This window comes from Chroococcidiopsis sp. SAG 2025, assembly GCF_032860985.1.
Taxonomy (GTDB): Bacteria; Cyanobacteriota; Cyanobacteriia; order Cyanobacteriales; family Chroococcidiopsidaceae; genus Chroococcidiopsis.
Map to the genome: position 1 here is coordinate 5563699 of NZ_JAOCNC010000001.1, position 25143 is coordinate 5588841.

The following is a 25143-nucleotide window of genomic DNA, read 5'->3' on the forward strand; positions in this document are numbered from 1 at the left end:
CACAAAAATTAGCACCCTAAGTCTAATTCATTCCTTGTTCCCGCCAAGTTGTCGGATCGACTGCTTCCCCTTGAACGTAAAATCCCCAATGCAAATGGGGTCCAGTTGAAGCCCCCGTCGAACCCACCGCGCCGATCGGTTGTCCGGCTCTCACAATATCCCCTTCTCTAACGTAGATCCGGCTTAAGTGGAGGAAAACACTCGTTACTCCTTGACCGTGATCGAGTCCAATTATATTACCGTGAACTCGAAACCCTTGAGATTCTAAACCGATTAAGGAAACTCGCCCTGCGGCAGGAGCAATTACGGGAGAACCTACCGGACCTGCATAGTCAACGCCACGATGGTAGTAATCTTTAGCAAATTTGCCATTGTAATAGCGACGCACTCCGTAAATCGTGCTGACTCTGCCGCGATTGGGCTTAAGAAAAGGACCATTCCAGAATTTTTGCGGGGTAACGAGCGATTTAAAAGCTGCTACCCGACTCAGTTCGAGTTCGGTTGCTTCTAGCCCAGCCTTCCCTGGTCGAAAGTTAATTCTCTGCACGGGAAACTTACGATTTGCAACCCATACGGCTATATTTCTAACTTTACCTTCACTGCTGATCTGAATTTCTCTTTTTCCTACTTTTTGTAAAGGTGTGGTAGGAATAAAAGCGCGAAATACACCAGGAGCAATCGCAAAAGCCGGATAAGTTTTGCGATTGACACTCACGATAGGACTGACGTTGACATCGGGGTTGTTTGGTCTGACGACTACCGACAGCGTGTCGCCTAAATGAGGCTTAGTGGGAGCGACCCGTACCTGCAAGGCTTGGGCTGGTAAGGCTGAGACTAAGGTAATACCCAGTGAGAGTAGAAAGCAGTGGAGAACTGGTAATTGGTAATTGGTAATTGGTAATTGGTAATTGGTATTTTCTCCCCCAGCCTCCCCAGCTCCGCCAGCTCTGCCAGCTCCCTTTTCCCTGCTCCCTGCTCTCTGCTCCCTGCTCCCGATTAATTTATTCATATACTCGCAAAAGTCCAGACTGATTGACCAACTAGATTAGCTTTATGGTCTCGATCCCCTATGAAAGCTATATCGAGTTTTTACAAAAGTAGATATGTTGTAATTGCTCCCAAATAAACTTAAAACTTCTGTATGCTGAAATTTATATACCTTAATACTTCTTTTATAAGTTTGTGCAGGAAGATTTTAGATTAATAGTTGACTTGGTTTTGGTTTTGGCAGTAGCGGCAGGTGGCGGCTTACTGGCGGCGTTATGCCGTCAACCGGTACTGCTGGGCTATTTGCTGGGTGGCATGGTTGTAGGACCAGCTGGACTAGGACTGATTAAGGAATTAGTCCAAGTTGAAACTCTCGCTCAATTTGGCGTTGCCTTTCTGCTGTTTGCTTTGGGTGTAGAGTTTTCATTTGCCGAATTAAAAAAAGTGCAGGCGATCGCCCTTGGCGGAGGAGGATTGCAGATTGCCCTGACAATTCTAGTCACGGTATTGGTCTGTGGGGTTGCAGGAGCCTGGGAAATCTTACCTGCTAAGGGCGTGTTTTTGGGGTCAATTTTATCTTTATCTTCTACCGCTGTCGTCCTCAAGTGCTTAATGGAACGAAACGAAACGGCGAGTTCTCACGGACAGGTGATGTTGGGAATTCTGGTCGTCCAAGACTTAGCACTGGGATTGATGCTGGCAGTTTTACCCGCACTAGACCAACCGCCGCAGTTAATTGGTATAGCGGTAGCAACAGCACTGCTGCGAATTGGTTTATTTGCTGCCGGAGCTGTTGCCGCCGGAATTTGGCTGATTCCTCCTCTATTACGCCTGTTGGCACGAACTGAAAGCAAAGAATTATTTTTACTAGGAGTCGTAGCGCTGTGTCTGGGAATTGCTCTATTAACAGAGCATTTGGGGCTATCGATTGAAATGGGGGCGTTTGTCGCCGGATTAATGATTTCTGAAGTGGAGTATGCCGACCAGACTCTAACTTATGTCGAGCCACTGCGAGATATATTCGCGACGCTGTTTTTTGCCGCGATTGGAATGCTAATCGATCCCGTGTTTTTGTGGCAAAATTTGGAGTTAATTTTAGGACTGGTGGCTTTGGTTTTTGTGGGTAAGTTCGCAATTGTCATGCCCTTAGTCATGCTTTTCCGTTACCCATTGAAAACAGCTTTGATTGCGGGATTAGGATTGGCTCAGATTGGAGAATTCTCGTTTGTATTAGCGAGTGAAGGGCGATCGCTCGGTTTGGTGTCCCGTCCCGTCTACCTGCTGATTTTGGGTACGACTGCCGTTACGCTCGTTCTTACGCCTTTCGTGTTGCGACTCGTGCCAAAGTTATTGGAATTACCTTGGTTGAAAAAATTCATCGAGGGGCAAGATTTACCACTCGAAATCTCAGCCAACACGCCTCAACAAAATCACGTTGTCGTCTGCGGTTACGGACAGGTTGGGAAAAACTTAGTGCGCTTGTTACAAGAACGCGATCGCCCCGTAGTCGTAATCGACCAATCAGAAAGCCGAATTCAGCAAGTCCGCGAGGCGGGCGTACCCTATGTATATGGCAATGCAGCTAGTTTACACGTATTAGAAAAGGCAGGGGTCGAACGAGCTAAGTCGCTGGCGATCGCCCTTCCCGATCCGATGAGCAGCCGCCTGTGCCTGAAGCGGGCGTTGGAATTATCGCCCGATCTCGATGTGGTAGTACGGGCAACTAAAGATAAAGATATTGAATTACTCTATCAATTAGGGGCGAGAGAGGTCGTACAGCCGGAGTTTGAAGCGAGTTTGGAATTAGCTAGTCATTTGCTAGCACAGATTGGCTTAGCACCGATTTCGATTCAGCAAGAAATGCAGCAAATTCGCAATCATCATTATCTAGAGTTACGTCCAGAACGGACGGCGGCTCAAGTTTCGCGCGAATTGCAGCAGGCTACTCAAGATTTAAATAGCCGTTGGTACGCCTTACCAGCAGGTTCGCCACTCACGGGGATGACGCTAGAAGAAGCTGACTTGCGCTACTTGACGGGGGTGAGTTTGATGGCAATTAAACGGGCAAACGGGCAAGAGGTCGATTATCCCAATGCTAAGACGATGTTGGAAAAGGGCGATCGCCTATTGTTAGTGGGAGAAGTAGAAGAATTAGCCGCTTTAGAGGAATTGGCTCAAAGCGAGGCAACTGTACCAGAAGCCAACGCTGCTTGTCATTGGTTGATGGTAGCTGCTGATAGCCCCGCGATCGGTCAAACTTTGGCGGATATCGATATTCGCCGTCGTTTTGGCATACAAGTCCAAGCCATTCGCCGCGACGGTAAATTTCTGCGGTTTCCCGATGGCAATATGGCTTTACGGGCAGGCGATCGCTTGCTATTGTGCGGCGGTTACTTGGCAATGACGCAGTTGCAAAAGTTGCTAGCCGTCACTTCAAGTCCGCTCTCCAGCGTACCAGTGGTGAAAGCTATAGAAGCAGAAGCTTTGCGGGAGTATTTGCCGTTGGATAGTTGGAGAGAATAATAGTATAAGGCTTCGCCCTATACTATTATTCTTCGTCTCTCATTTCCCTAACTCTCGGTCTGAGGTAGGCGATCGCTTGTCGCCAAATTATAGTGGAGCGATCGCTTTCATCAATTAAGCAAACGCAATTAGCATCTTGCCAGCCTAATCTACCCGTCAGCGAGTCGCCTGTCATGAGTTTCATTTCTACGACAATCTGACTTTTAATCAGAGATTGTATCTGCCGAATACTAGGTAATGCTGTATCGTAGTCGCTAGCCATGTTTATACTTAACTTTAATTCCTATATATTGATAGTTCCCTCGATTAGGCTTCCAGTTGTCACTGGAGAAGTCAAAAGTTAAAAGTTAAAAGTTAAAAGTTAAAAATGAGGAGTTGCAAGTCAGGAGTTGTTAAACCACTCCCTACTCCCTATTCTCTACTCCCTACTCCCTACTTACCGTTCTAAACATGACTATCGAATTTGTTAAATATCACGGGTTAGGTAACGATTTTATTTTGATTGACAATCGCGCCTCTAGCGAACCAATCGTTACGCCAGAGCAAGCTGTCAAATTATGCGATCGCCATTTTGGTATTGGTGCTGATGGTGTCATCTTCGCCCTACCTGGAACCAATGGCACTGATTACACCATGCGGATTTTTAACTCTGATGGCTCGGAACCGGAAATGTGCGGTAACGGAATTCGCTGTTTTACCAAATTTCTAGCAGATTTAGAGGAAATCAGCAATCCTACCTCTCGCCTCCGCATTCATACTTTAGCTGGTATCATCGTTCCCCAACTCACTGCTGACGGTCAGGTCAAGGTAGACATGGGAGAACCAAGATTGTTAGCCGAGGAAATTCCGACAACTCTTGTCGCTGCTGGAGAGAAAGTTATTAACCAATCTCTAAACGTTGCAGGTCAGTCTTGGTCAGTTACTTGTGTCAGCATGGGTAATCCTCACTGTATTACCTTTGTTGATGATGTGGCTGCTATTCCCCTAGAGGAGATCGGACCCCAGTTTGAACATCATCCCGTTTTCCCCCAGCGCACGAATACGGAATTTATTCAAGTCACAAGCAGAGATTACTTGAAAATGCGGGTCTGGGAACGCGGTGCTGGAGCAACTTTAGCCTGCGGTACGGGTGCTTGTGCTTCCCTGGTAGCTGGCGTGTTAGCCGGAAAATGCGATCACGTTGCTACTGTAGAACTTCCAGGTGGCTGTCTGCAAATTGAATGGTCGCACGACCAAAAACTTTACATGACGGGTGCGGCAGAGCGCGTGTTTGCGGGGAAGATCGAGTAATCTGACCGCAAAAACCCGATCGCGTATCTCTATGGCTTGACATTACAAATAAGTGTATATACACTAAAAATATGTCAGAGCAAAACACCCAATTCAATTTAATTCAGTTAGGCAATGTTGCTAATACCTGTACCTGTTTTAATCTCCGCAAAGCCACTCGCGTTGTGACGCAATTCTTTGACGAGCAGCTCAAGCCGAGTGGATTGTTAATCACTCAGTTTACGATATTAGTAGCGATCGCTCAAGCAGGTTCAGGAACGATCAACGATCTAGCCGATCTCTTAGTTATGGATAGAACAACGTTGACGCGCAATCTGAAGCCACTGGAAAGAGAAGGTTTAGTTACCATTCAGCCAGGTGAGGATCGGCGGATACGGGTTGTTTCTCTGACTGCAAAAGGTCGCAATGCATTGGCTGTAGCATTGCCTTTGTGGGAACGGGCGCAAACTTCTGTAATTGATGGATTAGGTCAACAACAATGGAGTTCGCTGCTAATGGCTTTGTCTAACACCGTATCCTTAGCACCTGAAAGCTAATGATTTCAATAAAGTTTATGCACTCATTCTTAACATAAAAGTGTATATACACTTTTATTGAGAAAACTGCCCGAATTTAGAATTTTATTCAACACAAGGAGTCTATATGAATACAAACAGCCATGCTAAAAACGTAACTACAGAACGCTGGTTTGTTTCAATATTAACAATTTGGGGTACTGCCGTATTTGCTACAGGGTATTTCGGAATTCTCTCAAACATCAACACAAACTGGGTTCCATTGTTAGTTATGGCAGGTATTACCATTCCAGTTTTGGTGTACTATCTCAGTGAAGATTTTAGGTCGTATATTTGGTCTATTGACCTCAAACATCTCACGATTTATCATGTATGGCGAATTGTTGCAGCACTGATATTTTTCCATTATGGTAGCCAAAATCTGCTACCAGCACAGTTTACAATCGATGCTGGTTTTGGAGATTTAGCAGTGGGTCTATTAGTACCGCTTGTTTTATTATTAAGAGAAAGTCGTAGTAAGTATCTTGTATTTCACCTTTTTGGAATGTTAGATTTTGCGATCGCAGTTGGTACGGGTTTCACATTTAACGTTCTACTGAACGATCCTTTAATGAAGAATATAATGACTTATCCAATTGTGCTTATTCCCCTCTATGGTGTTTGTATCACGGGAGCTTTAAGCATTATGACATTGGATAGACTTTTGAGAAGCAAATCCTTTTCCAAGCTGAAAGATTGAAAAGCGATTTCTTATGAATAAATCTCAGAGTCGATTTAATAAGCTCTTAAAATTGTTTTTTTGATGATAGGCGATCGCCAAAAACCTCTCTATCTTCTAAACTTATTTCTTGATATATTTGTTGAGTAAACTTTTCAACAATATAATCTGTAATCAATGGACTCTGGATAAATTTTCCTCCATTTTTATCGATTAAACAACGACGGCAAAGAGAATTTAAAGTATTAACAAGCTGCTGTTTAGAGAGAATGGAAAGTAAATCGTCTTGTAGTTCGATTACCTTAACTGGTTCTCGCTCGATCGCCAGCCAATACATCACTTCTGTTTCTAAATCGGACAAGCGATTAAACTGGGAGTCTAGTAAATCTCGAATTCCATCAAGGATAAAAACTTCCGCTCGCCAGCATTGCAAAAATTGAGAAATATTACCGTCAAATAAAGCTTGAATAGCAGATGCAACTATTTTGAGGCTGAGCGGATTGCCACTGTAATAATCAACTAGTTGCTGCCATTCTTCAGGAGTTCCCCAGAAGGTATTAATCGTCTGATAAATAGCATTAATTTCAGTAACTTGTAGTCCGGTAAGTTGTAGCGATCGCACTGCAAGTTTTTCTCCTGAATAAGCGATAATTTCTTTAGGTTTTTCTCGGCTAGTGAGAATTAAGCAACTTTGATGCATTTCTGTACCCAAACGCTCGATCAACTCCCCATAACCTTCAAATCCTTCTCGATAACAGCCCAAGCGATCGTTGCTAGTCAGAATTGTTTCCCAACTATCTAAGATTAAAAGACAGCGCTGCTGACGTAAATAAGAGAGTAAAAGTGAAATGCGATCGCCCAATTTTTCTGGAAGATAAGGATCGAGTTGTTGAGTCAGGACGGGAATTATGTCTGATAATAATTCAGATAGAGAAGGTGCAGATTGTAGCGATCGCCAAATTGTACAGTCAAATTTATCCTGAATCTGAGTTATTAACTTAGTAGATAAAGCAGTTTTACCAATTCCACCCATTCCCACAATTGCTAATACACGACAGCGTGAAATGGAGTTATCGTCACCTAAAATCCATTGTTCTAATAAAGATAATTCGGTACTGCGTCCGTAGAAACAAGAAATGTCAATCTCTGGTTTTCGATGTTGGGAATCGGAAGTTGTTAGGGGCGCACGGCTTTGCGCCCGTACTGAGGAGTCGGAAGTCGAATAGAAAGTGGAATTTAATTGTGAATTGAATTGTCTGTCTGGCTCTGTATGTCCGTAACGACAAGAATTACGTTTTAGTACAGCAGCCAGATTATTTTTGCTTACTTTCTCTCCTAAAGCGTGGCTGAGAATTTGCCACAACTGAGAACCTGCATCTTTGAGATAGCCAGCATCATAGCCAGAAGATTTAGCAATTTCTATGTAAGAATGTCCTACCAAAGACTGTTGCAATAAAATTTCCTGCACTTTAGACAAGTGTTTTTTATCTAAAATTTGCTCGACAATCCTTAAGCCTAATTCGACATCCATTGAGAGGCAGTAGGGAGTAGGGAAAATACAAATGACCAATGATTAATGACCAATGACCAATGACCAATAAGAATAACCACTAATCTTTCTTTTAGTCAGCAATTTTAATATTTTGTTAATTGACAAAAATCAGACATTCGTGGTTGTAGCAAACCTCATAGCACTTGAGCCACTCCAACTTACGACTTACGACTTACAACTTACGACTTCGTGATGACTTTTTCTGACTGACATACTTGATGACTTTTACCGACTGTCAAAGCCAGAGCTGAGAGTTTAAGGTTTATTTCATCAGTGCATAAAGGTTGCTGCTGCGAATTAAGCCAGTCGCAAGTTTAGGCGCTGGGTACTCCTTAACTGCCTAGTTAATTCTGGTGTGTGGACGAGCTTTCAATTGTGGTGTGTGAAAGCGTTTCTGAGTGAGCAAACGGTAGCAGGAGAAACCTCACGAGAAATATCAAATAACACAGCTAATTACTTTTTTAGTAGCAAGAGGACGATCGCAGTTTGTCGCGATCGCAATTTGTAGGTTAATACCTGCTGAAGACGTGCATCTTCTCCTCCAACTGCTGTAAGTCAGGCTGGCACGCAATCAATCAGGAAGTATAAGTCTAGGATAGATATGAACTTTCCCACAATCATCAGGTTTTGTCAAGTTGGCGCGATCGCCGGATCTTTGTGTATTGGTATGGTGAATTTTCCCACCCAAGCACAACCAAATCCCTTACAGCACCAAGCTTCTATTTCTGGAGTCAAAACCCTACCGAGTCAGCAGGTAATTTACGTTAACTCTGCAACAGGTATAGATGCTACCACAGCGGGTAAAGACCCCTCAATTCCGTTCCGTACTATCACTTTTGCTTTAAAACAAGCACACACTGGAACCCTAATTCAGTTAGCTGCTGGTACGTACTCGGCTCACAGTGGTGAAGTATTTCCCCTACAACTCAAATCAGGTGTAACGCTCAAAGGTGATATTGCTACTAACGGTCAGAACGTTGTGATTAATGGTGGCGGACGCTATCTCAGCCGTACGTTTGCGCGTCAGAATGTTGCTGTCGTTGCTGAAAAAGATAGCACAATTATTGGTGTGACAATTGGTAACTCCAACTTACGCGGGACGGGATTGTGGATTGAATCAACTAATCCCACCGTACAGCACAGCACCTTCACCAACAACCATCGAGAAGGAATTTTTGTCACTGGGACTGCTACACCTAAAATTGCCGCAAATATCTTTGTGAAAAATGGTGGTAACGGCATGTCTTTAGCTAGCGAAGCTCAAGGAGAGATTCGCAACAACCTGTTTCAAGACACTGGTTTCGGACTAGCGATTAGTGGTACGGCTGCACCTATAGTCGTGGAAAACAAAATTATTCACAACAGAGATGGAATTTTTGTTTCTCAAGAAGCGCGTCCGGTACTACGCAACAACGCGATCGAAAATAATCAAAGGGATGGAATTGCGATCGCGGCTTGTTCTCAAGCACGGGTCGATTTAGCTGGCAGCAACACCTTCAATAATAACGGTCAATACGACATTCACAACGGTGGTGCTAATCCAATCGTTTTGGTTGGTGGTACGGCAAAAACTGCTCAGGAAGCACCGCACAATCAATGCTACTAGCTACCAGACACTAGCTTAAATACTGCATCAAGATTTTTTCAATTTGAGCAATGCCTATGGGTTTGCTGAAGTAGTCGTCGGCTCCAGCTGCTAAAAAGCGATCGCGTTCTCCTGCCTTTACCGAAGCGGTAAGAATAATCGCAGGTAATTTTTGCCACTCTGGTTGCTGGCGCAAACTGCAGAGCAAATCCATTCCTGACACACCGCCTGGTAGCTGTACGTCTAATAGCAGTAAATCTGGCTGGTAGAGATATAACATCCCCTGAAAGTTCTGAGGGTGTTTGAGATGCTTGACTTGGTAGCCGACGATCTCAAAGTAGTCTTGCAATAGTAGGGCGCTGCGATCGTCGTCTTCTACAATGAGAATCCGTTTAGCGATTGGCGATCGACATCTGCTAGCAGGACGTTTACGGGATAGCTTTGGTTCGGTTGGTGATAGAAGCGATCGCTCCTTGGCTGGCTCTTGACATAGATCGTTTGGGTAAGCGTTTGGCAACCATAGGGTAAATTCACTGCCTTTACCTACAGTCGAGCGGACAGTGACATCGCCGCCGTGCAACCGCGCTAACTTACGGGTTAACGATAAACCCAATCCCGTGCCTTCATACTGTCGGTTTAATCGACTATCCAGCTGTTTGAACGGCTGAAATAATAGGTTTAGCTGCGATAGCTCAATGCCTATTCCTGTGTCTGCAACCTTAAAAGCAATTCCCTGGTTGACTTGTTCTACCCGTAGCGATACTTGCCCCTTGGGAGTAAACTTAATTGCATTAGCGAGTAAATTTAATAGCATTTGCTTGACACGGCGCTCGTCAGCAATGCAGCTATCGATTTGCGGATCGATTTCACTGACTAATTGCAACTGCTTGGCAACGGCGCGATCGCGTACGACACTCAAACAGTAAGTGCATAAATCCTTAACATTTAGTCGCACCAGCGTGAGTTCTTCCCTACCTGCTTCGACTTTGCAGAGGTCGAGGACATCGTTTATTAGAGCTAGTAAGTGTTCGCCACTACTGTGAATGCAACTCACGTATTCTTTTTGCTTGGCATTGAGACTACCAAATAACTCTTGCCCTAGCAGCTGCGATAGCCCTAAAACTCCATTCAAAGGCGTGCGTAGTTCATGGCTCATAATTGCCAAAAATTCGCTTTTCGCCCGACTACCTGCTTCTGCTGCTTCCTTGCTATCGCGTAGATGATTTTCTATCTGTTTGTGGATGGTAATATCTTCTACTAAAGCAATAACAAACTGAGGGCGATTCGCACTATCTCGCACTAGTGAATGATTCAGGCGACACCACACTTGACAACCATCTTTACGAATGTATTGTTTTTCGATCTCGTAGCGATCGCGTTGACCCATTACCAGTTCGTAAAAAAGTTTGACATCTGCGGCGATATCATCTGGATGAGTGTAGTCAGTAAAACTCATTTTTAACAGTTCTTCCCGACTGTAACCCAGAATGTGACACAGGGCTGGATTGCTATCAATCTGTCCTCCTTTCAAGTCTGAAAGACCGATCCCAATACTAGAATGTTCAAAAATGGCACGGAATTGCAATTCGCTTTCTTGAAGCGCCACTTTTGTTTGCTGGCGCGCGATCGCACCACCAATGCTACCCGCTGCGGCGCTAAGGATCGCTCGTTCGGTTTCCGTCCACTGACGTTCTCGATGGCAGTCGTCAAAGCCGACGAAACCCCAAAATTGACCTTCGAGAAAGATCGGCACGACTAAAATGGAGATAATCTGTTGCCGATCTAAAACTTCGCGTTCGTGCGCCGGTAAATTTTTGACGAGTCCACCAATTGGTTTACCTGCAACTAAGTTGTCATACCATAGAGGAGAGCAGGTCTGATAAGACAGGCTTTGCAATTCTGGATTATCGATTTGAGCGATGATGGTAGAACTAGTCCACTCAAATCGCTGACTCATTAAGAGTTCACCCGTGCTTGGATGAAGATGATTTTCAAATACGTAAACTCGATCGACATCACAGGCTTGACCCAAAGTTGCTAGGGCTAGGGTGATGGCAGCAGAGAAATCTGTGGTGGTTAGCAGGTGATTGTTAGCGGTGGCGACAGCTGCCAACAGGCGATCGCGTTCTTTGAGGGTAGATTCTGCCTGCAACCTTTCCGTGACATCTCGTCCAATCCCTACGTAGTAAACTGGTTCTCCCGAGCGATCGTGCAGGGGAAAAGCAAATAACTCTACTGTCACCAACCATCCTTGCCGATGGTGCAGAGTCACTTCTCCCCGATAACTGCCACCATTTTGTAATTGCGTAGAAATCTCCGCCACCTGTGCTTGCGAGAACATTTCGTCTCTTGTCTGCCCGCACAGTTCTTCATCTTCGTACCCTATTAGAGTGCGGTGAGCGGCGTTTTGTTCGACAAAATTGCCTTGAGAGTCATAAATTGCGATCGCGTTATTAGAATTCGCAATAATTTCTTGGTAAAGGCTTAACTTTTCCTCGGCTTGCTTCAGCTGGTATTGAGTTTGTAGCCACTGAGTTTGCCACTGCTGGCGCTCGATTGCATAGCGCAATGCCCTCAGTAATCCCTGCGCCTCTACTTCTGCCTTGACTAAATATTCCTGCGCTCCTTGGGCTAATGCTTTTTGGGCATTTTCTGCTTCGTCTTCTCCTAAAACAACAATTGGCATGTACGGGTAAGCTAACCGCAATTGTTTGAGTTTTTGCCCAGCTCGATCGAGTTCGAGTAGGACAACACTAGCTGATTCTGTTTTGAGATCCGCTAAAGCTGCCTGCACCCGCTCTTGCCAAACGAGTTGTAACGGGGTTTGGACTGCCCGTAGCATTTCCCGAATCCTTCGCTCCAAACTAGGCTGTCCCACTAATAATATTTTCAGTGGAGGTGGGTTTACGTGCGTTACAGATTGTCGTTCAGGATTGCTCATTCAGCCCAGGAATTTTAGTAGTTTTGCAGTGAGGCAATCTTAGCTGCGATCGCCAACTCTACTTTTTATCGTGCCTCTGATCTAAATTTTTCTCAGTCGTGAAATTCTTAGTTATTTTTTCAGTCAGGTTCTTCAGCTAGTAGGTTTTTAAGTGGCATGTTTCTGCATGTTTTTTTAGATGATTTCATTAGAAAGCAAATAGCTTTTTAGCATCAAGAGGCGATATATAAGAGTTTCCCATCAACTATTTGGATGTAATACCAGAGATTGATTAATAGCAGTGCCATCTCAAGTAGAATTTGATTATAGTTAATAAATATTTGTGCTAATTGTATAATTTTTTGCTTAAAAACCGAGTTTAACGTTGAAGTTACAGGATTCAAGTTGAGATGTAGGAGCGACTGATGAAAAAGCAAGATCTCAGAATAGTCTCGCTGATTCCTAGTGCTACCGAGATTTTAGCAGCATTGGGTCTAACAGACGTGGTGGTCGGGCGATCGCACGAATGCGATTTTCCTCCAGAAATACTCAATCGTCCGGCTTGTACGCGGGCGCGAATTAATTCTAATGGTAGTAGCGCTGAGATTCATCAGGATGTCGATCGATTAATCCAATCAGCACTTAGCATCTACCAAATTGAAACCGACCTCTTAGAACAGTTACAGCCAACCCATATAGTCACTCAAGACCAGTGCGATGTTTGTGCAGTAAGTCTGGGTGAAGTAGAAAAAGCAGTTGCTAACCTAACGCATTCTCAACCTCAGATCATCTCTCTTCAACCCAACGTTTTAGCAGACGTGTGGGCAGATATAGAGCGTGTAGCTCAGACGCTCGGAGTCGATGCAAATAGATTAATTGAAAATATTCAGTCGCGGATTGAAATTGGTCGACAAAAGGTTCGTGGGCTATCGGTGTCAGAATTACCAACAGTCGTATGCATTGAGTGGATCGATCCTCTCATGGTAGCAAGTAACTGGATTCCCGAACTAGTGGCGATCGCCGGGGGTCAATCCTTATTTAGCGTTTCCGGTCAAGCTTCTGCTCAAGTAAGATGGGAAAACCTGATAGCTGCCGATCCAAGTATTATTGTGGTCATGCCTTGCGGTCTTGACCTCACCCGTACCCAGGCAGAAATTTTGCCTCTAACGCAGCGCCCAGAATGGCAGCAGCTACGAGCAGTTCAAAGTGGCAGAGTCTATGCTACGGACGGTAATGCTTATTTCAACCGTCCGGGTCCACGCTTAGTCGATTCCCTAGAAATTCTCGCCGAGATTCTTCATCCAGAAATATTTTCCTACGGCTACAAAGGGAGTGCTTGGGAACAAGTTCAGTTACCAGTGACCAGTGACCAGTGACCAGTGACCAGTTATTAGTTGTCAGCAAGCCAGAAGTCGTAGGGGCGGGTTTTGAACGTAGCTCTCGCCTTATGATAGGAGTCCTGAATCTGTTGCTCAACTCGCCCGTATAGGAGTTTCAGAATTTTGAATTTTGAAGTCTAATCCTTCTAATCCCTAGTTATAGCCGCTGGAGAATGCTACGACCGTGGGTATCCGTACCGCAGGTATTTAACAAGTGGTACTGTTGAGCCAGAGCGCGTACTTGTTGAGTTTCTTTCGGGCTAGGTTTCCAGGGATGGGGATTGTTGTAAGCGTAGTATGTTTCGACTCCATCAACTCCCAGTTGGTTAGCAGCAGCAATTAGATCGAAAGGCGATCGCTTGTAGCGAGCTGGGTGAGCTAACACTGCTAATCCCCCTGCTTCATGGATTGCACTAATAATGCTAGCAGCACAATATGCTTCTCCGGTTGCAGTACGTCTTTGGAGATAGGGCTGCATACGTGCGTGTTGGGGGTCGAATGCATATGCCAGAATATGCACTTCTGTATCTAACAATCCGGCATTAATCTCAACTCCACTCCACAATTGAGGCACGCAGCCTTCTAAATCTGGATGATGCAATTGCCTTTGGGCTAAATAACGCTGAGCAGCGCGATACCCACCTATAGTATGGTGGTCGGTAATTGCCAATCCTCGCAGCCCGATTGAAATTGCTTGCTCGATCGCTTCTTCCGGTTCTAACCTACCGTCAGAATATACCGTGTGCATGTGGAAGTTGAAAGTTAGCGGGCAACTTTCAGCATCAATTGTCTGAAAAACTCTCTGCAACTGCTGGCTCAATGAATTAGAAGACTGGGCACAATAGACAGCCATAACCGCCTCAGAACGAATAGACGTTCGTTTAATTTCTCTAACATACTGCCCACTTACGCCTGTGTATCGCTCGTTACCTATTCCACAATTGAAACTCAATTTGGAGCGATCGCAGCGATCTGAGGGAAGTCTTTCTTTTCAATATGTTAAGACTAACTTAGCAAAACAATACACTTAATGGCACGATTCGGCTGATGAGAATTTTCGATGAGTCAATTCAGTAATCAGTGACCAGTTATCAGTGAAGAAAGGGTGTGGGGGAGCCAGTGCGGTCTTGGGGGTTCCCCCATGAGCAACTGGCGCTATCTGGGTGTAGGGTGTGGGGTACAAACTAATTTTGAATTTTGAATTTTGAATTTTGAATTTATTACACCCATGCTACGGCAGCTTCCCAGCCCTTACCTTGGCGGATAATCTCTGGTTCGTCTGTCGTCATGTCAATAATTGTCGAGACTTCATCTTCTGGCTCCGAGCCATCATCGACGATCGCATCTACTATTTTGTCTAGGCGATCGAATAACTCGACTCGCGATAAGTTAGCTTCAGCCGGAGCAGAGCGCCCGTTGCCATTTTGAGGCAAGTGAGCTGAGGTAGAAATAATCGGATTACCCAAAGCATTTAATAAAGCAGCACAAATTTTATGGTTTGGTACTCGAATTCCGGTTGTTTTGCGCTTAGGATTTTGGACTAATTTCGGTACGAGCTTGGTGGCAGGGAGCAGAAAAGTATAAGATCCTGGGATTAAATGCCTCATAATCCGGTAAGCAGGATCGCTGACGATCGCATAAGTTGCCACATTAGACAGAGAAGGACACAAAAAAGTTAGCGGCTTATCATTTGATAGCTGTTTGATCTGGCGCACTCGCTCCACTGCCGATTTAGAATTAAGGTCGCAGCCGATCGCGTAGACGGTATCAGTCGGATAGAGCATGACTGCACCATCGCGCAACGCTGCAATAAGTTCTTCCACAGTGCGAGGCTGAGGATTGTCGGGATGAATTGTGTAGACTGTAGCCATGATCGGGGAGTAGGGAGTAGGGAGCAGGGAGTAGGGGAACAGACAAGGGAGACAAGGGGGAGAAGTCAAAATTCAAAATTCAAAATTTGCCTCTCGCCACTTACTACTCACCACTCACCACTCATCACTAACTTATGACAAAACTAGCTTACCTCGAATGTCCTACTGGCATTGCTGGTGATATGTGCTTAGGAGCGCTGGTAGATGCTGGCGTGCCGCTAGAATACTTACAAGAACAGCTTCAGGGTTTAGGAATCGAACGGGAATATCAACTCAGGGTTGATTCCGTCCACCGTAACGGGCAGTTAGCAACAAAATTTCATGTTGATTTATTAGGCGACGAGCATCACCGCCACGACCGTCATACCCATCATCACGGTCGTCATTTGCCCGAGATTGAAGATTTAATCCTCAAAGCTAATTTACCGATTCGTGCTGAAGCTTGGAGTTTAGCTGTTTTTCGTCAGCTAGCTGTTGCTGAAGGAGCAGTGCATGGTATTGCGCCAGAGAAAGTCCACTTTCACGAAGTCGGTGCGGTGGATGCAATTGTAGATATTGTCGGTACTTGCTTGGGTTTGGATTGGTTGGGGATAGATAAAATTTACTGTTCTGCCTTACCCACGGGAGGCGGGACAGTTAAAGCCGCCCACGGACTGATGGCGGTTCCGGTACCAGCGGTGTTGAAGTTGTGGGAGATGCGCAATTGTCCGGTTTATAGCAATGGTATCCAAAAGGAATTAGTTACGCCTACGGGAGCCGCGATCGCCACCACTTTAGCTACAGATTTTGGCTCTCCACCCGCTATGACGATACAGCGGATCGGACAGGGTGCGGGTTCTATTAATTTACCGATCCCTAATATTCTGCGCTTGTGGCTGGGTGTGGAGACGTTGCATGATGCGCCCCTACAAGGATCGAATACTAGCCCCTTTCTAGAGGCGATCGCGGTACTGGAAACCCAGATCGACGATCTTAACCCCCAGGCGATTGGCTACGTCTTGGAGGCGCTGCTAGCGGCTGGAGCATTGGATGTTTTTACACAGTCAATTGGGATGAAAAAATCTCGCCCTGGCATTTTGCTCACTGTGATTTGCCACCCTGACAAAATTGCCGATCTTGGGGCGATCGTCTTTCGAGAAACTACAACTTTAGGTATTCGCCGCTATACTCAACAACGGCTGGCTTTACAGCGCGAAATCCAATCTGTAACAATCAAATACGGTACGGTGCGAGTTAAAATTGCTTGGACTGGTACAGCCACAGAGCGTCAAATTACTAACGTTCAGCCAGAATACGAAGATTGTTTGCAAATTGCTCGACAGCACGATCTCCCTTGGCGAGAAGTTCATCGATTAGCGCTGCAAGCTTGGCACGAACAGAATTCGGAATTCGGAATTCGGAATGAAAATATTTTCGAGATCTCGGCTAATGGCTAATAATGTGGATTGAGTTACTGAGTTTATTTCTGGCAAAAAATTAGGGTGAGCATATACCCACCCTTAGCAACAGAAATTATGTGAGACAATTAGTCAATTGCATCTCTGGCAGCTTGTCCGGCTTCGTCAGCTTTGCGTTGCGCGCTCTTGCCTAAATTTCTAGCTGTATCTTTGGCATCTTCAGTCGCGCGGCTGACATTTCTGTCTGCTCCCCTTAGAGCATCAGAGGTGTTGTCTTTGATATTTTCCGTACCGCGCTTTGCACCTTTTGTTAGATCTTCGGCAGTGCCTTTAATCTTGTCTTGGAGACTCTCAGTATTTCGGCTAACGTTCTTACCGAAATCTTCGGCGTTCTCTCCTTTTTTACCTAGAATTCGCTTGGTGTTTTCGCCAACATCACTTGTTTGGTCGATGACGTTGCGCTCGGCATTTTCGATTAAGGCATTAGCCTTTTTGTTAGCTGCCTTCTCTAAATCTCTGGCTCTGGGATCGACATCGCTAAATTCATTCATTGTCGGTCCTCCCTCGAACTTATTCACCACGCCGGAATCGGGAGAAGTTGCCGTACCACCTGGAACTTCTGGTCTAGGATTCTTCTGTCCTGGGACGGCTAATTTCCCAGCAGGAACATTCTGTCTTCTTCCAGTCACAACTCCTGCATCAGGACTCTTTGCTTGTACAGCACTAGAGCAAGCAGTGCTGACGAAGAGTAAAACTCCTGCAATACAGGTAAGTAAAATTCGTCCCAGATGGACTTTTTTCACAGCAGTTACGATCCTGTTCATGTTAATACTCCCTTTAATTTGGATAGAGTTATTTGTGAGAGCAAGATGTTTTTTGTTCTTGTTTCGCCACAAAATTTTGCTACTCGATTGGAACCTATTGACCTAAAGCAGGATTGCTTTGAGCTTCTGGTCTTCTGCTACCTTCTGCTGCTTTTTCTTGAGTAAACTCCGATGCCTCTTTAAAAGCTTCTTGCACCTTTTCTAAGCGGTTACCGATCCGCTCTCCTAAATCTTCATTTCTTTGGTTTAACCCGCCTGCTTCGGGTTGTTTAAAGTCTTTCGCTGTTTTGATTGGTAATTCAGTTTCTTTTGCTGCTCTACCGGCTGGGGTTTCTGCTCCAGGGTAAAGAATTCCTTCACTATTCGCTGCTACCAGCAGAGAATATCCATCTAAACTAGCGCGATTAGTTGGCGATTTATCGGGTGTCTCTTTAACTGTGGGATCGGTAGTATATTTATCTACGTTGTTGTAGTTAACCCCAGGATTTTTGTGAGGATTATTGTTTCCACCCGCTTGTACAGCAGGGTTGTTAGGATTTGTACCTTGGGCTGTCGTTGCATTGCTACAAGCTGTGCTGAAGATCAGTAATACACCAACTAGGCATACTGTCAGCACTTGGCGCAATCTTAGTTTTTTGAACAAAGTAGTTAACTTTTGCATAAAACCCTCCTATTTACTGAACCAGTCCGCCAAATGCCCTTGGTCTAAGTGCTGCAATAAACACTAGTACTGTTAATCCCAGCCGCGTGCTAAATTTCATGCTTTCAATTAGACTTACTTATATGTGTGTCAAGAGCATTTTGGCGTTATTGTATAAAGTGGCTCGAATTTGACCAACGATTGCTAATCTTAAGCATTTACGAACGATCGCTACCTCTAGCAAAGGGTGCATTTTGCAATCGCTATAGTTCAATTTGTTTCTAACTCAAGAGAGATTCACATTGGAAACTGAATGCAGCACATTTTGTCACGCCTGAAACCTTACTTGCGCTGGATAATACTAGGCGGGACTTTGTTTTTCTTAATAACAGCTTTCAAAAACAATTGGCAAGAAGTAGCAGCAATTCGGATTGCTACTTTAGGATGGCTAACTTTAGCGACCGCTTTAGGTGTAACTCTATTCGCCCATATCTGGTCTGGATGGGTCTGGACTTGGATATTGGAGGAATTCAACCAGACCGTCAATATTCCTCAATTCGTGCGAGTTTATTTGCAAACAAATATTGCTAAATATTTACCAGGGAATGTCTGGCATTACTACGGTCGAATTTCTGCGGCAAAAACTGCTGGTATTCCTACCAGCATAGCAGCTTTAAGCGTATTGTTAGAACCTCTATTAATGGCGGCTGCCGCAATCGTGTTGGCTTTGCTAGGAATCCAATCGGCGATCGCTCTAACTCAAAGTTATATCCAATTGTTACTATTTTTTGTCTTGGCTGGGGTATTGTTAGCAATTCACCCTGATTTGCTAAACTTGGCGATGCGGCTGCTCAGTCGAATGAAATTTAAATCGACTGCAAATACAAGCGATCGCGTTCTCTGCCAAATTAAACGCTACCCTTGGCGACCTTTATTAGGAGAATTGGGTTTCGTGGGATTGCGAGGAACGGGTTTTTTACTAACTTTACTAGCTATAATTCCGCTATCAATAGAGCGTATTCCTTTATTATTTGCTGCTTTTAGTTTAGCTTGGGTATTGGGATTAGTAATTCCTGGTGCGCCTGGAGGTTTAGGAGTCTTTGAAGTCACGGCGATCGCTTTATTGCAACACAGTTTTTCTGCTGGTGCAGTCATTAGCGCGATCGCTTTATATCGCTTTATTAGTATTACTGCTGAAGCTGCTGGAGCGGGACTGGCTTGGTTAAATGAGAGATTGATAGTTGGTAATTGATAGTTGGTTGTTGGTTACCTGCAAATCATCAATGATGAATGACAGATAGTAGCAATTTTCAATCATTAGCGAATAATAGGTACTTTTATAACTATGTGGATATTGTTCGCCCGACAAATATCGCTCGACATCAGGTGAGCATTGCTCACCCTGCAAATGTTCGACAAAGTTAATCAGATATCATTTAACTGATATTGTCATATTGTCTGCATAAATGGCAAAGATAATCGTGAAAATTTCAATAAAATTAGTCATCCAAACGCAACTTTCTGGAGACTTTTCATAATACATAATTAAGTCAGCGACACAAGCTTCTAAACGTATTCGTGCGGGTTGACAAATTAAAACAATCTTCAATAGAAGTATGACAACTGTAAGCGGATTACCTTGCGATATTAATGATTCTAGTAGCGGTGAAGGCTGTTTTCGTTTATCTGTTGTTAAATAGTCTATTAGTTTGTTGCATGTTTTCAACAACATTGTATCGGTTAGCGGCTGGTCGTGCCAGGTTTCATATAACGAATCTAATTTATGCCATAAATTGAGTTTTAAGGTATCAGAGAACTCCTGACTTTCTCCATAGCAGAGTAAATAATCTTTTAAACTTTGCTTAAACTTCTTGTAGTTCTGTCCTTGAGTTGTTTTGCTAAATACGTTAGCCATGTTTGTATAGCTATAAGTATCGCGTTTAGCTACAATAAACTTAATGACTCGGAGAATATCATCTCCCACATCTGTTGGATTTTGAATTTGGCTGTCGATTCCAGCAGATTCAAACCGTGCCATATACATCGCTAAATCAAACTTGAATCTACATCGTAGTTGTAATGCTCTATTTCTCGCTGCTTCTCGTTGTTCGATTGGGTTTCTTAAGTCGTTATATTGAGTTGAGAGCAAGATGGGTGCGTAGCGAGAATTCCAACGAGCGTGTTCTTGAAATTTAGCCTGAGCATACAATTCTAATTTTTGATAATCGTCGCTTTTAGCAAAAGCTTGTATCCAACCTCTTAAGCGATCGACCATTGGCGAAAGAGACTTTCGCTTAGTAATCGGATCGTTTAAAATTTCCAGTAGCTGTTGGATGTATTTAAATTTTCTTTTAGAAACCCAGTTATTGACGAGAATATAACACGACCGTTTGAGCGTATAATGAAATTCTTGGCGATCGTTGGCAAACACAATTTCATATATAGAGCGGATGACATTGGAGTTGATTGGATCGTCATCTTGAATAAATAGATATCTGAATTCCTTCAAAACATTTTCAGGCGACCACTGCTTAATAATATCTAACAAGTAAGCATAGATAGTTTCCTGTGCTTCTTCAAAGTTGCTTGTTTGCCGCGAGGTAAGATTGCTTGCAGTTTGTGCTTCGCTGGACGAACCAGTAGCATCGAAGATAGTAGGCTTAACCATACAATGCCTTTCCATGTAGGAAGCGATTTTGTTCGCGCTCGAATTAGGTGTTATATAGTATGAACTATAGTTTAAAAAGTTTTAGTACAGTAGAGTATTTCTGTGCAATTTTAGCGTAAACATGTGGTAAACAAGTATCCGTAAAATTACGGGTAGAAGGGTTCGACAAAGGAAGATTTCTGAGTAATATTCCGGGATAGTTTCTAGCTATTTCAATAGAAAAGTTGGCAGACAATTGCAATCGGAGAAAACACGTAAACACGTAAACACGTAATTAAAGCACAAAAACCTCCGCTGTTAGCGGAGGTTTTTAAAGTATCTTATGGGGGCGGAGGGACTTGAACCCTCACGACCGTTTAAGGTCAACGGATTTTAAGTCCGTAGCGTCTGCCATTCCGCCACGCCCCCTTAGCTATCAGTGTGAGTTGTGACAGGGTTGTCTACCCCGCTTTACTATTCCAGCACTAAAGGGAAATTTATGCAACTAAAAAAAAGAAAGTAGGTGTGGGGACAAGGGAGACAAGGGAGAGGGGGGAGACAAGGGAAAACTCGTAAGTCGGAACAACTTACCACTCGCCACTCGCCACTCACCTCACCGATCGCTGATAACTGATAACTGAAGAGCGGTACAATATCTAAAAACAGGGAATACACCTTAGTTAACAAAGAACTCGCCTCAGGCGATCGCTCGTTCATTTATACCTACTTGGGAAAAAATTTATGATGGTAGCCCTACTGTACTTAGCTTTGGCAGGAGCATACTTGCTTGTCGTCCCAATTGCACTACTGCTCTACTTAAATCTCAGGTGGTACACGGCTACTTCCTTCGAGCGCGGTTTTATGTACTTTATGGTATTCTTTTTCTTCCCAGGTTTGTTGGTTTTATCGCCCTTTCTCAACTTTCGACCCAAGCGCCGCCAAATTCAGACATAGGTAAAGAATTACATAGGAGTGGTTGACACAGTTGCAATGCGACGAATTGACGCGATCGGAGTGACTCTAGGAGTCTTTGCTGCTGGAGGCTTAGCATACGTTGCTTTAAAAGTTGCTGGCTTAGATAATCTAGAAGCTGGTATCTGGAGCCAGCTATTATTAGTAGGTGGTTTAATTGGATGGCTGCTAAGCTATGTCTTTCGCGTGATGGGGAAGAAGATGACCTATCACCAGCAGCGAAGCGCCTATGAAGAAGCTTTCTGGCAAAAAAAGTTAGACGAACTCTCACCGGAAGAACTGGAAAAGCTGCAAGCTGAACTGGAAAAAGAAGAAAAGATTAATTCGTAACCCCTATTTTATGACTGCTATTTCCGAGTGTTTTAAGTCTTTGCGCGATCGCCAAGAGTGTGCCTTAATCCCGTTTATTACAGCTGGCGATCCTGACTTAGCAACGACCGCTGAGGCACTACGGGTTTTGGATGCGGCAGGTGCAGATCTCATAGAGTTGGGCGTTCCCTACTCCGATCCACTGGCTGATGGACCCACGATTCAAGCAGCAGCTACCCGCGCTTTGCAACGGGGAACAAAGTTAGAGCAAGTATTGGAGATAGTCGCGGCTGTCAAGTCAGATTTGCGATCGCCAATTATTTTATTTAATTACTACAACCCGATTTTATACCGAGGAATCGAGTCGTTTTTTCAACAGATCTCTCAAGCAGGGGTAGCAGGATTAGTCGTACCAGATTTGCCCCTAGAAGAGGCGGAATACCTGTTGCAGGTGGCAACTCAATACGGTGTAGAAGTCATACTACTAGTAGCTCCTACCAGCTCGGTAGAACGAATTGAAGCGATCGCGCAGCATTCTCAAGGATTTATTTATTTGGTGAGCGTGACTGGCGTTACTGGGATCAGAACTGGATTAGAAGCACGAGTGCAGGACTTGTTACAACAAATTCAGCAGATGAGCGATAAGCCAATAGGAATTGGCTTCGGCATTTCTCAGCCAGAACACGCAGCACAAGTAAAACAGTGGGGTGCAGATGCAGTCATTGTAGGTAGTGCCATAGTGAAGCGTCTGGCGGAGGGGACACCAGAACAAGGACTCGCCGCGATCGCTGAATTTTGCCGCAGTCTCAAAGCCGCTATTTCTAGTAGATAATCTCGATCCTAAATCATCTAGATACCTGCTCCCTACTCCCTGCTCCCTTCCCACTGATAACTGATAACCGATCGAGAAAACAGAACGAATTTGAACTTACCAGGCAAACTGATTGTATTTGAAGGTGTTGAAGGTAGTGGCAAGACAACACAAATTCAAGCCACACAATCCTGGCTGCGGGAAATTTTAAGCTCTACGACTCCTAAGCGAGATGTCATCGTAACCAGGGAACCAGGGGGGACTCAATTAGGGGCAAAACTGCGCTCTTTGCTGCTGGAATCTAGAGGTGAAGCACCCATACTCAGCACGACTGAATTGTTATTGTACGCCGCCGATCGCGCTCAGCACGTAGAAGAAACGCTCAAGGTGGCGATCGCCTCTGGCACAATTATTCTGTGCGATCGCTATACCGATTCCACGATTGCTTATCAAGGTTACGGTCGCGGTTTAGACTTAAATTTAATCCATCAACTCAACGCGATCGCAACTGCTGGGCTGGAAAGCGACTTAACAATTTGGTTAGATCTCGATGTAGAAGTCGGTTTATCCAGAACTAAAGGACGGGGAAGCAACGACCGCATCGAACAAGAGGCGATCGCCTTTCATCGTCGCGTTCAACAGGGATATTCAGAATTAGCTCGACAAGATCCACACCGCATTGTACGAGTTGATGCTAGTTTGAGTGAAAGCGAAGTTCGTCAACAGATTCAGACGATTTTGCGCCAACACTTAGCCGAAATACTGCGATGATGAACTCAACACGGAGACACGGGCAAGATCGTGCTGTTGTCATAGGAGGAAGCATTGCTGGTATGCTGGCTGCACGGGTACTAGCAGATGATTTTGCTACTGTCGCGATCGCTGATACAGATATGCTACCCAGCCAGCCTCAAGCTAGAAAAGGCGTACCCCAATCAGTGCAACCTCATGTTTTGTTTGCCAAAGGGTACAGAATATTAGAAGAACTTTTTCCGGGAATCGGTGCTGAACTCTCCGCTGCTGGCGCACTATCAATTGATTGGTTGCGGGAGTTTCATCACTTTTCTTACGGTAACTGGAGTGCCAACACGACATCTGCCTCAGAAATTATTTCCTGCACTTGCAGCCGTCCGTTGCTAGAGTGGGCAATTAGACGGCGCATTTTAGAAATACCCAATATTGAAATTATTGCCAAACATCGCGCAACGGGTTTGGTGCGAGATTCTCATGGCGATCGCGTTACAGGTATTCACTTACGTCCAGTCGGTGAAGGCACGGAAAGCGAACTCTTTGCTACATTAATTGTCGATGCTAGCGGTCGTCGTTCCCAAGCACCACAATGGCTAGAAAGCGCGGGATTTACCCCACCGCCTGAAACCGTTGTCAATCCGTTTCTCGGTTATGCAACGCGCCGCTACCGCGCTCCCGCAGGATTTGATGCAGATTGGAAAATTATGTTAATTTCCCAATCGCCACCGGATAATACAAGGTTGGGATATTTAGCCAGAATTGAGGGAGGAGAATGGATTGCTACACTAGGCGGCTATAACAAAGATTTTCCACCATTGGACGATGAAGGCTTTTTAGCATTTGCCCGCAGTCTACCCAGTCAGAGATTTTACGAGGCGATCGCATCTGCCGACCCTGTATCGCCTACCTACGCTCATCGTGCGACTGCTAACAGATTGTATCACTACGAAAAAATCAAGCTACCGCAAGGTTTTATTGCTTTAGGCGATGCAGTCTGCGCCCTGTGTCCGATTTATGGGCAGGGGATGACAGTCAGTGCTGTGGGAGCGATCGCATTACGCGACTGGTTAAAGCAAGGACATGGCTCTCATGTAAGTGCTTTAGATTTAGACACCTCAGACTTTCAAAAACGTTTGGCTAAACAAAATTCTCTAGCTTGGACTATAGCAACAACTCAAGACTTAGGCTTTCCAAAAACAAAGCAGCACCCAACTAACAATTCAAATAGATCGTCGTCAGGCAAGCTAGGCAAGTTTATGCGTTGGTATAATCGGCAGTTGATGAAAGGTACGAGTTCTAGACCAGAACTACATGCCTTAGTGTTGGAAGTAGGGCAAATGCTCAAATCGCCTCTTGCCTTCTACCATCCCAAAACAATCTGGCGCATTTTGACAGTTATCAGGGAGCAGGGAGCAGGGAGCAGTGAGTAGGGGAGCGATCGGGAGCTGAGGAG

22 protein-coding genes and 1 tRNA gene are annotated in these 25143 nt (G+C 44.7%); 13 read left to right on the forward strand and 10 right to left on the reverse strand.

Annotated features, from left to right (window positions below):
• Nucleotides 1-22: 22 nt before the first annotated feature.
• Nucleotides 23-1009, reverse strand: coding sequence for a M23 family metallopeptidase (locus N4J56_RS27345; protein ID WP_317109307.1), 987 nt, complete (start codon nucleotides 1007-1009; stop codon nucleotides 23-25).
• A 173-nt stretch (nucleotides 1010-1182) separates the two neighbouring features.
• Between N4J56_RS27345 and N4J56_RS27350 the strand changes: the two genes are divergently transcribed.
• Nucleotides 1183-3510 carry a cation:proton antiporter gene (locus tag N4J56_RS27350; RefSeq protein ID WP_317109308.1) on the forward strand — a complete coding sequence of 776 codons (2328 nt, stop codon included), beginning with the start codon at nucleotides 1183-1185 and terminating at the stop codon, nucleotides 3508-3510.
• A gap of 25 nt (nucleotides 3511-3535) precedes the next feature.
• Here the strand turns inward: N4J56_RS27350 and N4J56_RS27355 are convergent, their stop codons facing one another.
• Complete coding sequence (locus tag N4J56_RS27355; protein ID WP_317109309.1) at nucleotides 3536-3772, reverse strand: Hfq-related RNA-binding protein; 237 nt, start codon at nucleotides 3770-3772, stop codon at nucleotides 3536-3538.
• A 188-nt stretch (nucleotides 3773-3960) separates the two neighbouring features.
• Between N4J56_RS27355 and dapF the strand changes: the two genes are divergently transcribed.
• The 3 genes from dapF to N4J56_RS27370 all read left to right on the forward strand — a co-directional run bounded on the left by dapF (nucleotide 3961) and on the right by N4J56_RS27370 (nucleotide 6054).
• Nucleotides 3961-4800 carry a diaminopimelate epimerase gene (dapF, locus tag N4J56_RS27360; protein WP_317109310.1) on the forward strand — a complete coding sequence of 280 codons (840 nt, stop codon included), beginning with the start codon at nucleotides 3961-3963 and terminating at the stop codon, nucleotides 4798-4800.
• Nucleotides 4801-4871: 71 nt separating this feature from the next.
• Nucleotides 4872-5336, forward strand: coding sequence for a MarR family winged helix-turn-helix transcriptional regulator (locus tag N4J56_RS27365; RefSeq protein WP_317109311.1), 465 nt, complete (start codon nucleotides 4872-4874; stop codon nucleotides 5334-5336).
• Between the two features lie 106 nt (nucleotides 5337-5442).
• Nucleotides 5443-6054, forward strand: a complete 612-nt coding sequence (locus N4J56_RS27370; protein ID WP_317109312.1) for a hypothetical protein — start codon at nucleotides 5443-5445, stop codon at nucleotides 6052-6054.
• A gap of 46 nt (nucleotides 6055-6100) precedes the next feature.
• Here the strand turns inward: N4J56_RS27370 and N4J56_RS27375 are convergent, their stop codons facing one another.
• The gene (locus N4J56_RS27375; protein ID WP_317109313.1) at nucleotides 6101-7564 is read right to left on the reverse strand and encodes an NB-ARC domain-containing protein; all 1464 of its coding nucleotides are present in this window, start codon (nucleotides 7562-7564) and stop codon (nucleotides 6101-6103) included.
• Between the two features lie 622 nt (nucleotides 7565-8186).
• Between N4J56_RS27375 and N4J56_RS27380 the strand changes: the two genes are divergently transcribed.
• The gene (locus tag N4J56_RS27380) at nucleotides 8187-9191 is read left to right on the forward strand and encodes a DUF1565 domain-containing protein (RefSeq protein WP_317109314.1); all 1005 of its coding nucleotides are present in this window, start codon (nucleotides 8187-8189) and stop codon (nucleotides 9189-9191) included.
• Between the two features lie 10 nt (nucleotides 9192-9201).
• Here the strand turns inward: N4J56_RS27380 and N4J56_RS27385 are convergent, their stop codons facing one another.
• Nucleotides 9202-12111 (reverse strand): PAS domain S-box protein, encoded by a 2910-nt coding sequence (locus tag N4J56_RS27385; protein WP_317109315.1) that lies wholly within the window; start codon nucleotides 12109-12111, stop codon nucleotides 9202-9204.
• A gap of 404 nt (nucleotides 12112-12515) precedes the next feature.
• On the opposite strand from N4J56_RS27385, the gene N4J56_RS27390 reads away from it, so the two are divergent.
• Nucleotides 12516-13466: a cobalamin-binding protein gene (locus N4J56_RS27390; protein WP_317109316.1), complete on the forward strand. Its 951-nt coding sequence runs from the start codon at nucleotides 12516-12518 to the stop codon at nucleotides 13464-13466.
• A 160-nt stretch (nucleotides 13467-13626) separates the two neighbouring features.
• Here the strand turns inward: N4J56_RS27390 and N4J56_RS27395 are convergent, their stop codons facing one another.
• Both N4J56_RS27395 and N4J56_RS27400 read right to left on the reverse strand, forming a co-directional pair.
• A complete protein-coding gene (locus N4J56_RS27395; RefSeq protein WP_317109317.1) occupies nucleotides 13627-14322 on the reverse strand; it encodes a PHP domain-containing protein in 696 nt (231 codons plus the stop codon).
• A gap of 367 nt (nucleotides 14323-14689) precedes the next feature.
• Nucleotides 14690-15340 carry an L-threonylcarbamoyladenylate synthase gene (locus tag N4J56_RS27400; protein WP_317109318.1) on the reverse strand — a complete coding sequence of 217 codons (651 nt, stop codon included), beginning with the start codon at nucleotides 15338-15340 and terminating at the stop codon, nucleotides 14690-14692.
• Nucleotides 15341-15474: 134 nt separating this feature from the next.
• Here N4J56_RS27400 and larC point away from each other — a divergent pair, with 134 nt between their 5' ends.
• Nucleotides 15475-16776 carry a nickel pincer cofactor biosynthesis protein LarC gene (gene larC / locus N4J56_RS27405; RefSeq protein ID WP_317109319.1) on the forward strand — a complete coding sequence of 434 codons (1302 nt, stop codon included), beginning with the start codon at nucleotides 15475-15477 and terminating at the stop codon, nucleotides 16774-16776.
• An 89-nt stretch (nucleotides 16777-16865) separates the two neighbouring features.
• Here larC and N4J56_RS27410 read toward each other — a convergent pair whose 3' ends face one another.
• Nucleotides 16866-17561, reverse strand: coding sequence for a hypothetical protein (locus tag N4J56_RS27410; RefSeq protein ID WP_317109320.1), 696 nt, complete (start codon nucleotides 17559-17561; stop codon nucleotides 16866-16868).
• A gap of 94 nt (nucleotides 17562-17655) precedes the next feature.
• Nucleotides 17656-18222: a DUF6658 family protein gene (locus N4J56_RS27415; RefSeq protein WP_317109321.1), complete on the reverse strand. Its 567-nt coding sequence runs from the start codon at nucleotides 18220-18222 to the stop codon at nucleotides 17656-17658.
• Nucleotides 18223-18514: 292 nt separating this feature from the next.
• On the opposite strand from N4J56_RS27415, the gene N4J56_RS27420 reads away from it, so the two are divergent.
• A complete protein-coding gene (locus N4J56_RS27420; RefSeq protein ID WP_317109322.1) occupies nucleotides 18515-19453 on the forward strand; it encodes a lysylphosphatidylglycerol synthase domain-containing protein in 939 nt (312 codons plus the stop codon).
• 180 nt (nucleotides 19454-19633) lie between these two features.
• On the opposite strand, the gene N4J56_RS27425 is transcribed toward N4J56_RS27420, so the two are convergent.
• Nucleotides 19634-20869: a hypothetical protein gene (locus tag N4J56_RS27425; protein ID WP_317109323.1), complete on the reverse strand. Its 1236-nt coding sequence runs from the start codon at nucleotides 20867-20869 to the stop codon at nucleotides 19634-19636.
• A gap of 323 nt (nucleotides 20870-21192) precedes the next feature.
• Nucleotides 21193-21277: transfer RNA gene (locus tag N4J56_RS27430), tRNA-Leu, on the reverse strand.
• A gap of 312 nt (nucleotides 21278-21589) precedes the next feature.
• Here N4J56_RS27430 and ndhL point away from each other — a divergent pair.
• The 5 genes from ndhL (at nucleotide 21590) to N4J56_RS27455 (ending at nucleotide 25120) form a co-directional block, all read left to right on the forward strand.
• Complete coding sequence (gene ndhL / locus N4J56_RS27435; RefSeq protein ID WP_015156778.1) at nucleotides 21590-21802, forward strand: NAD(P)H-quinone oxidoreductase subunit L; 213 nt, start codon at nucleotides 21590-21592, stop codon at nucleotides 21800-21802.
• Between the two features lie 36 nt (nucleotides 21803-21838).
• A complete protein-coding gene (locus N4J56_RS27440) occupies nucleotides 21839-22150 on the forward strand; it encodes a DUF3007 family protein (protein ID WP_410500611.1) in 312 nt (103 codons plus the stop codon).
• Between the two features lie 10 nt (nucleotides 22151-22160).
• Nucleotides 22161-22961, forward strand: coding sequence for a tryptophan synthase subunit alpha (trpA, locus tag N4J56_RS27445; protein WP_317109325.1), 801 nt, complete (start codon nucleotides 22161-22163; stop codon nucleotides 22959-22961).
• A gap of 90 nt (nucleotides 22962-23051) precedes the next feature.
• The gene (gene tmk, locus N4J56_RS27450; RefSeq protein ID WP_317109326.1) at nucleotides 23052-23711 is read left to right on the forward strand and encodes a dTMP kinase; all 660 of its coding nucleotides are present in this window, start codon (nucleotides 23052-23054) and stop codon (nucleotides 23709-23711) included.
• A complete protein-coding gene (locus N4J56_RS27455; protein WP_410500612.1) occupies nucleotides 23711-25120 on the forward strand; it encodes an FAD-dependent oxidoreductase in 1410 nt (469 codons plus the stop codon). Before tmk ends, N4J56_RS27455 begins: the two co-directional genes overlap by 1 nt.
• The last annotated feature ends 23 nt before the right edge of the window (nucleotides 25121-25143 follow it).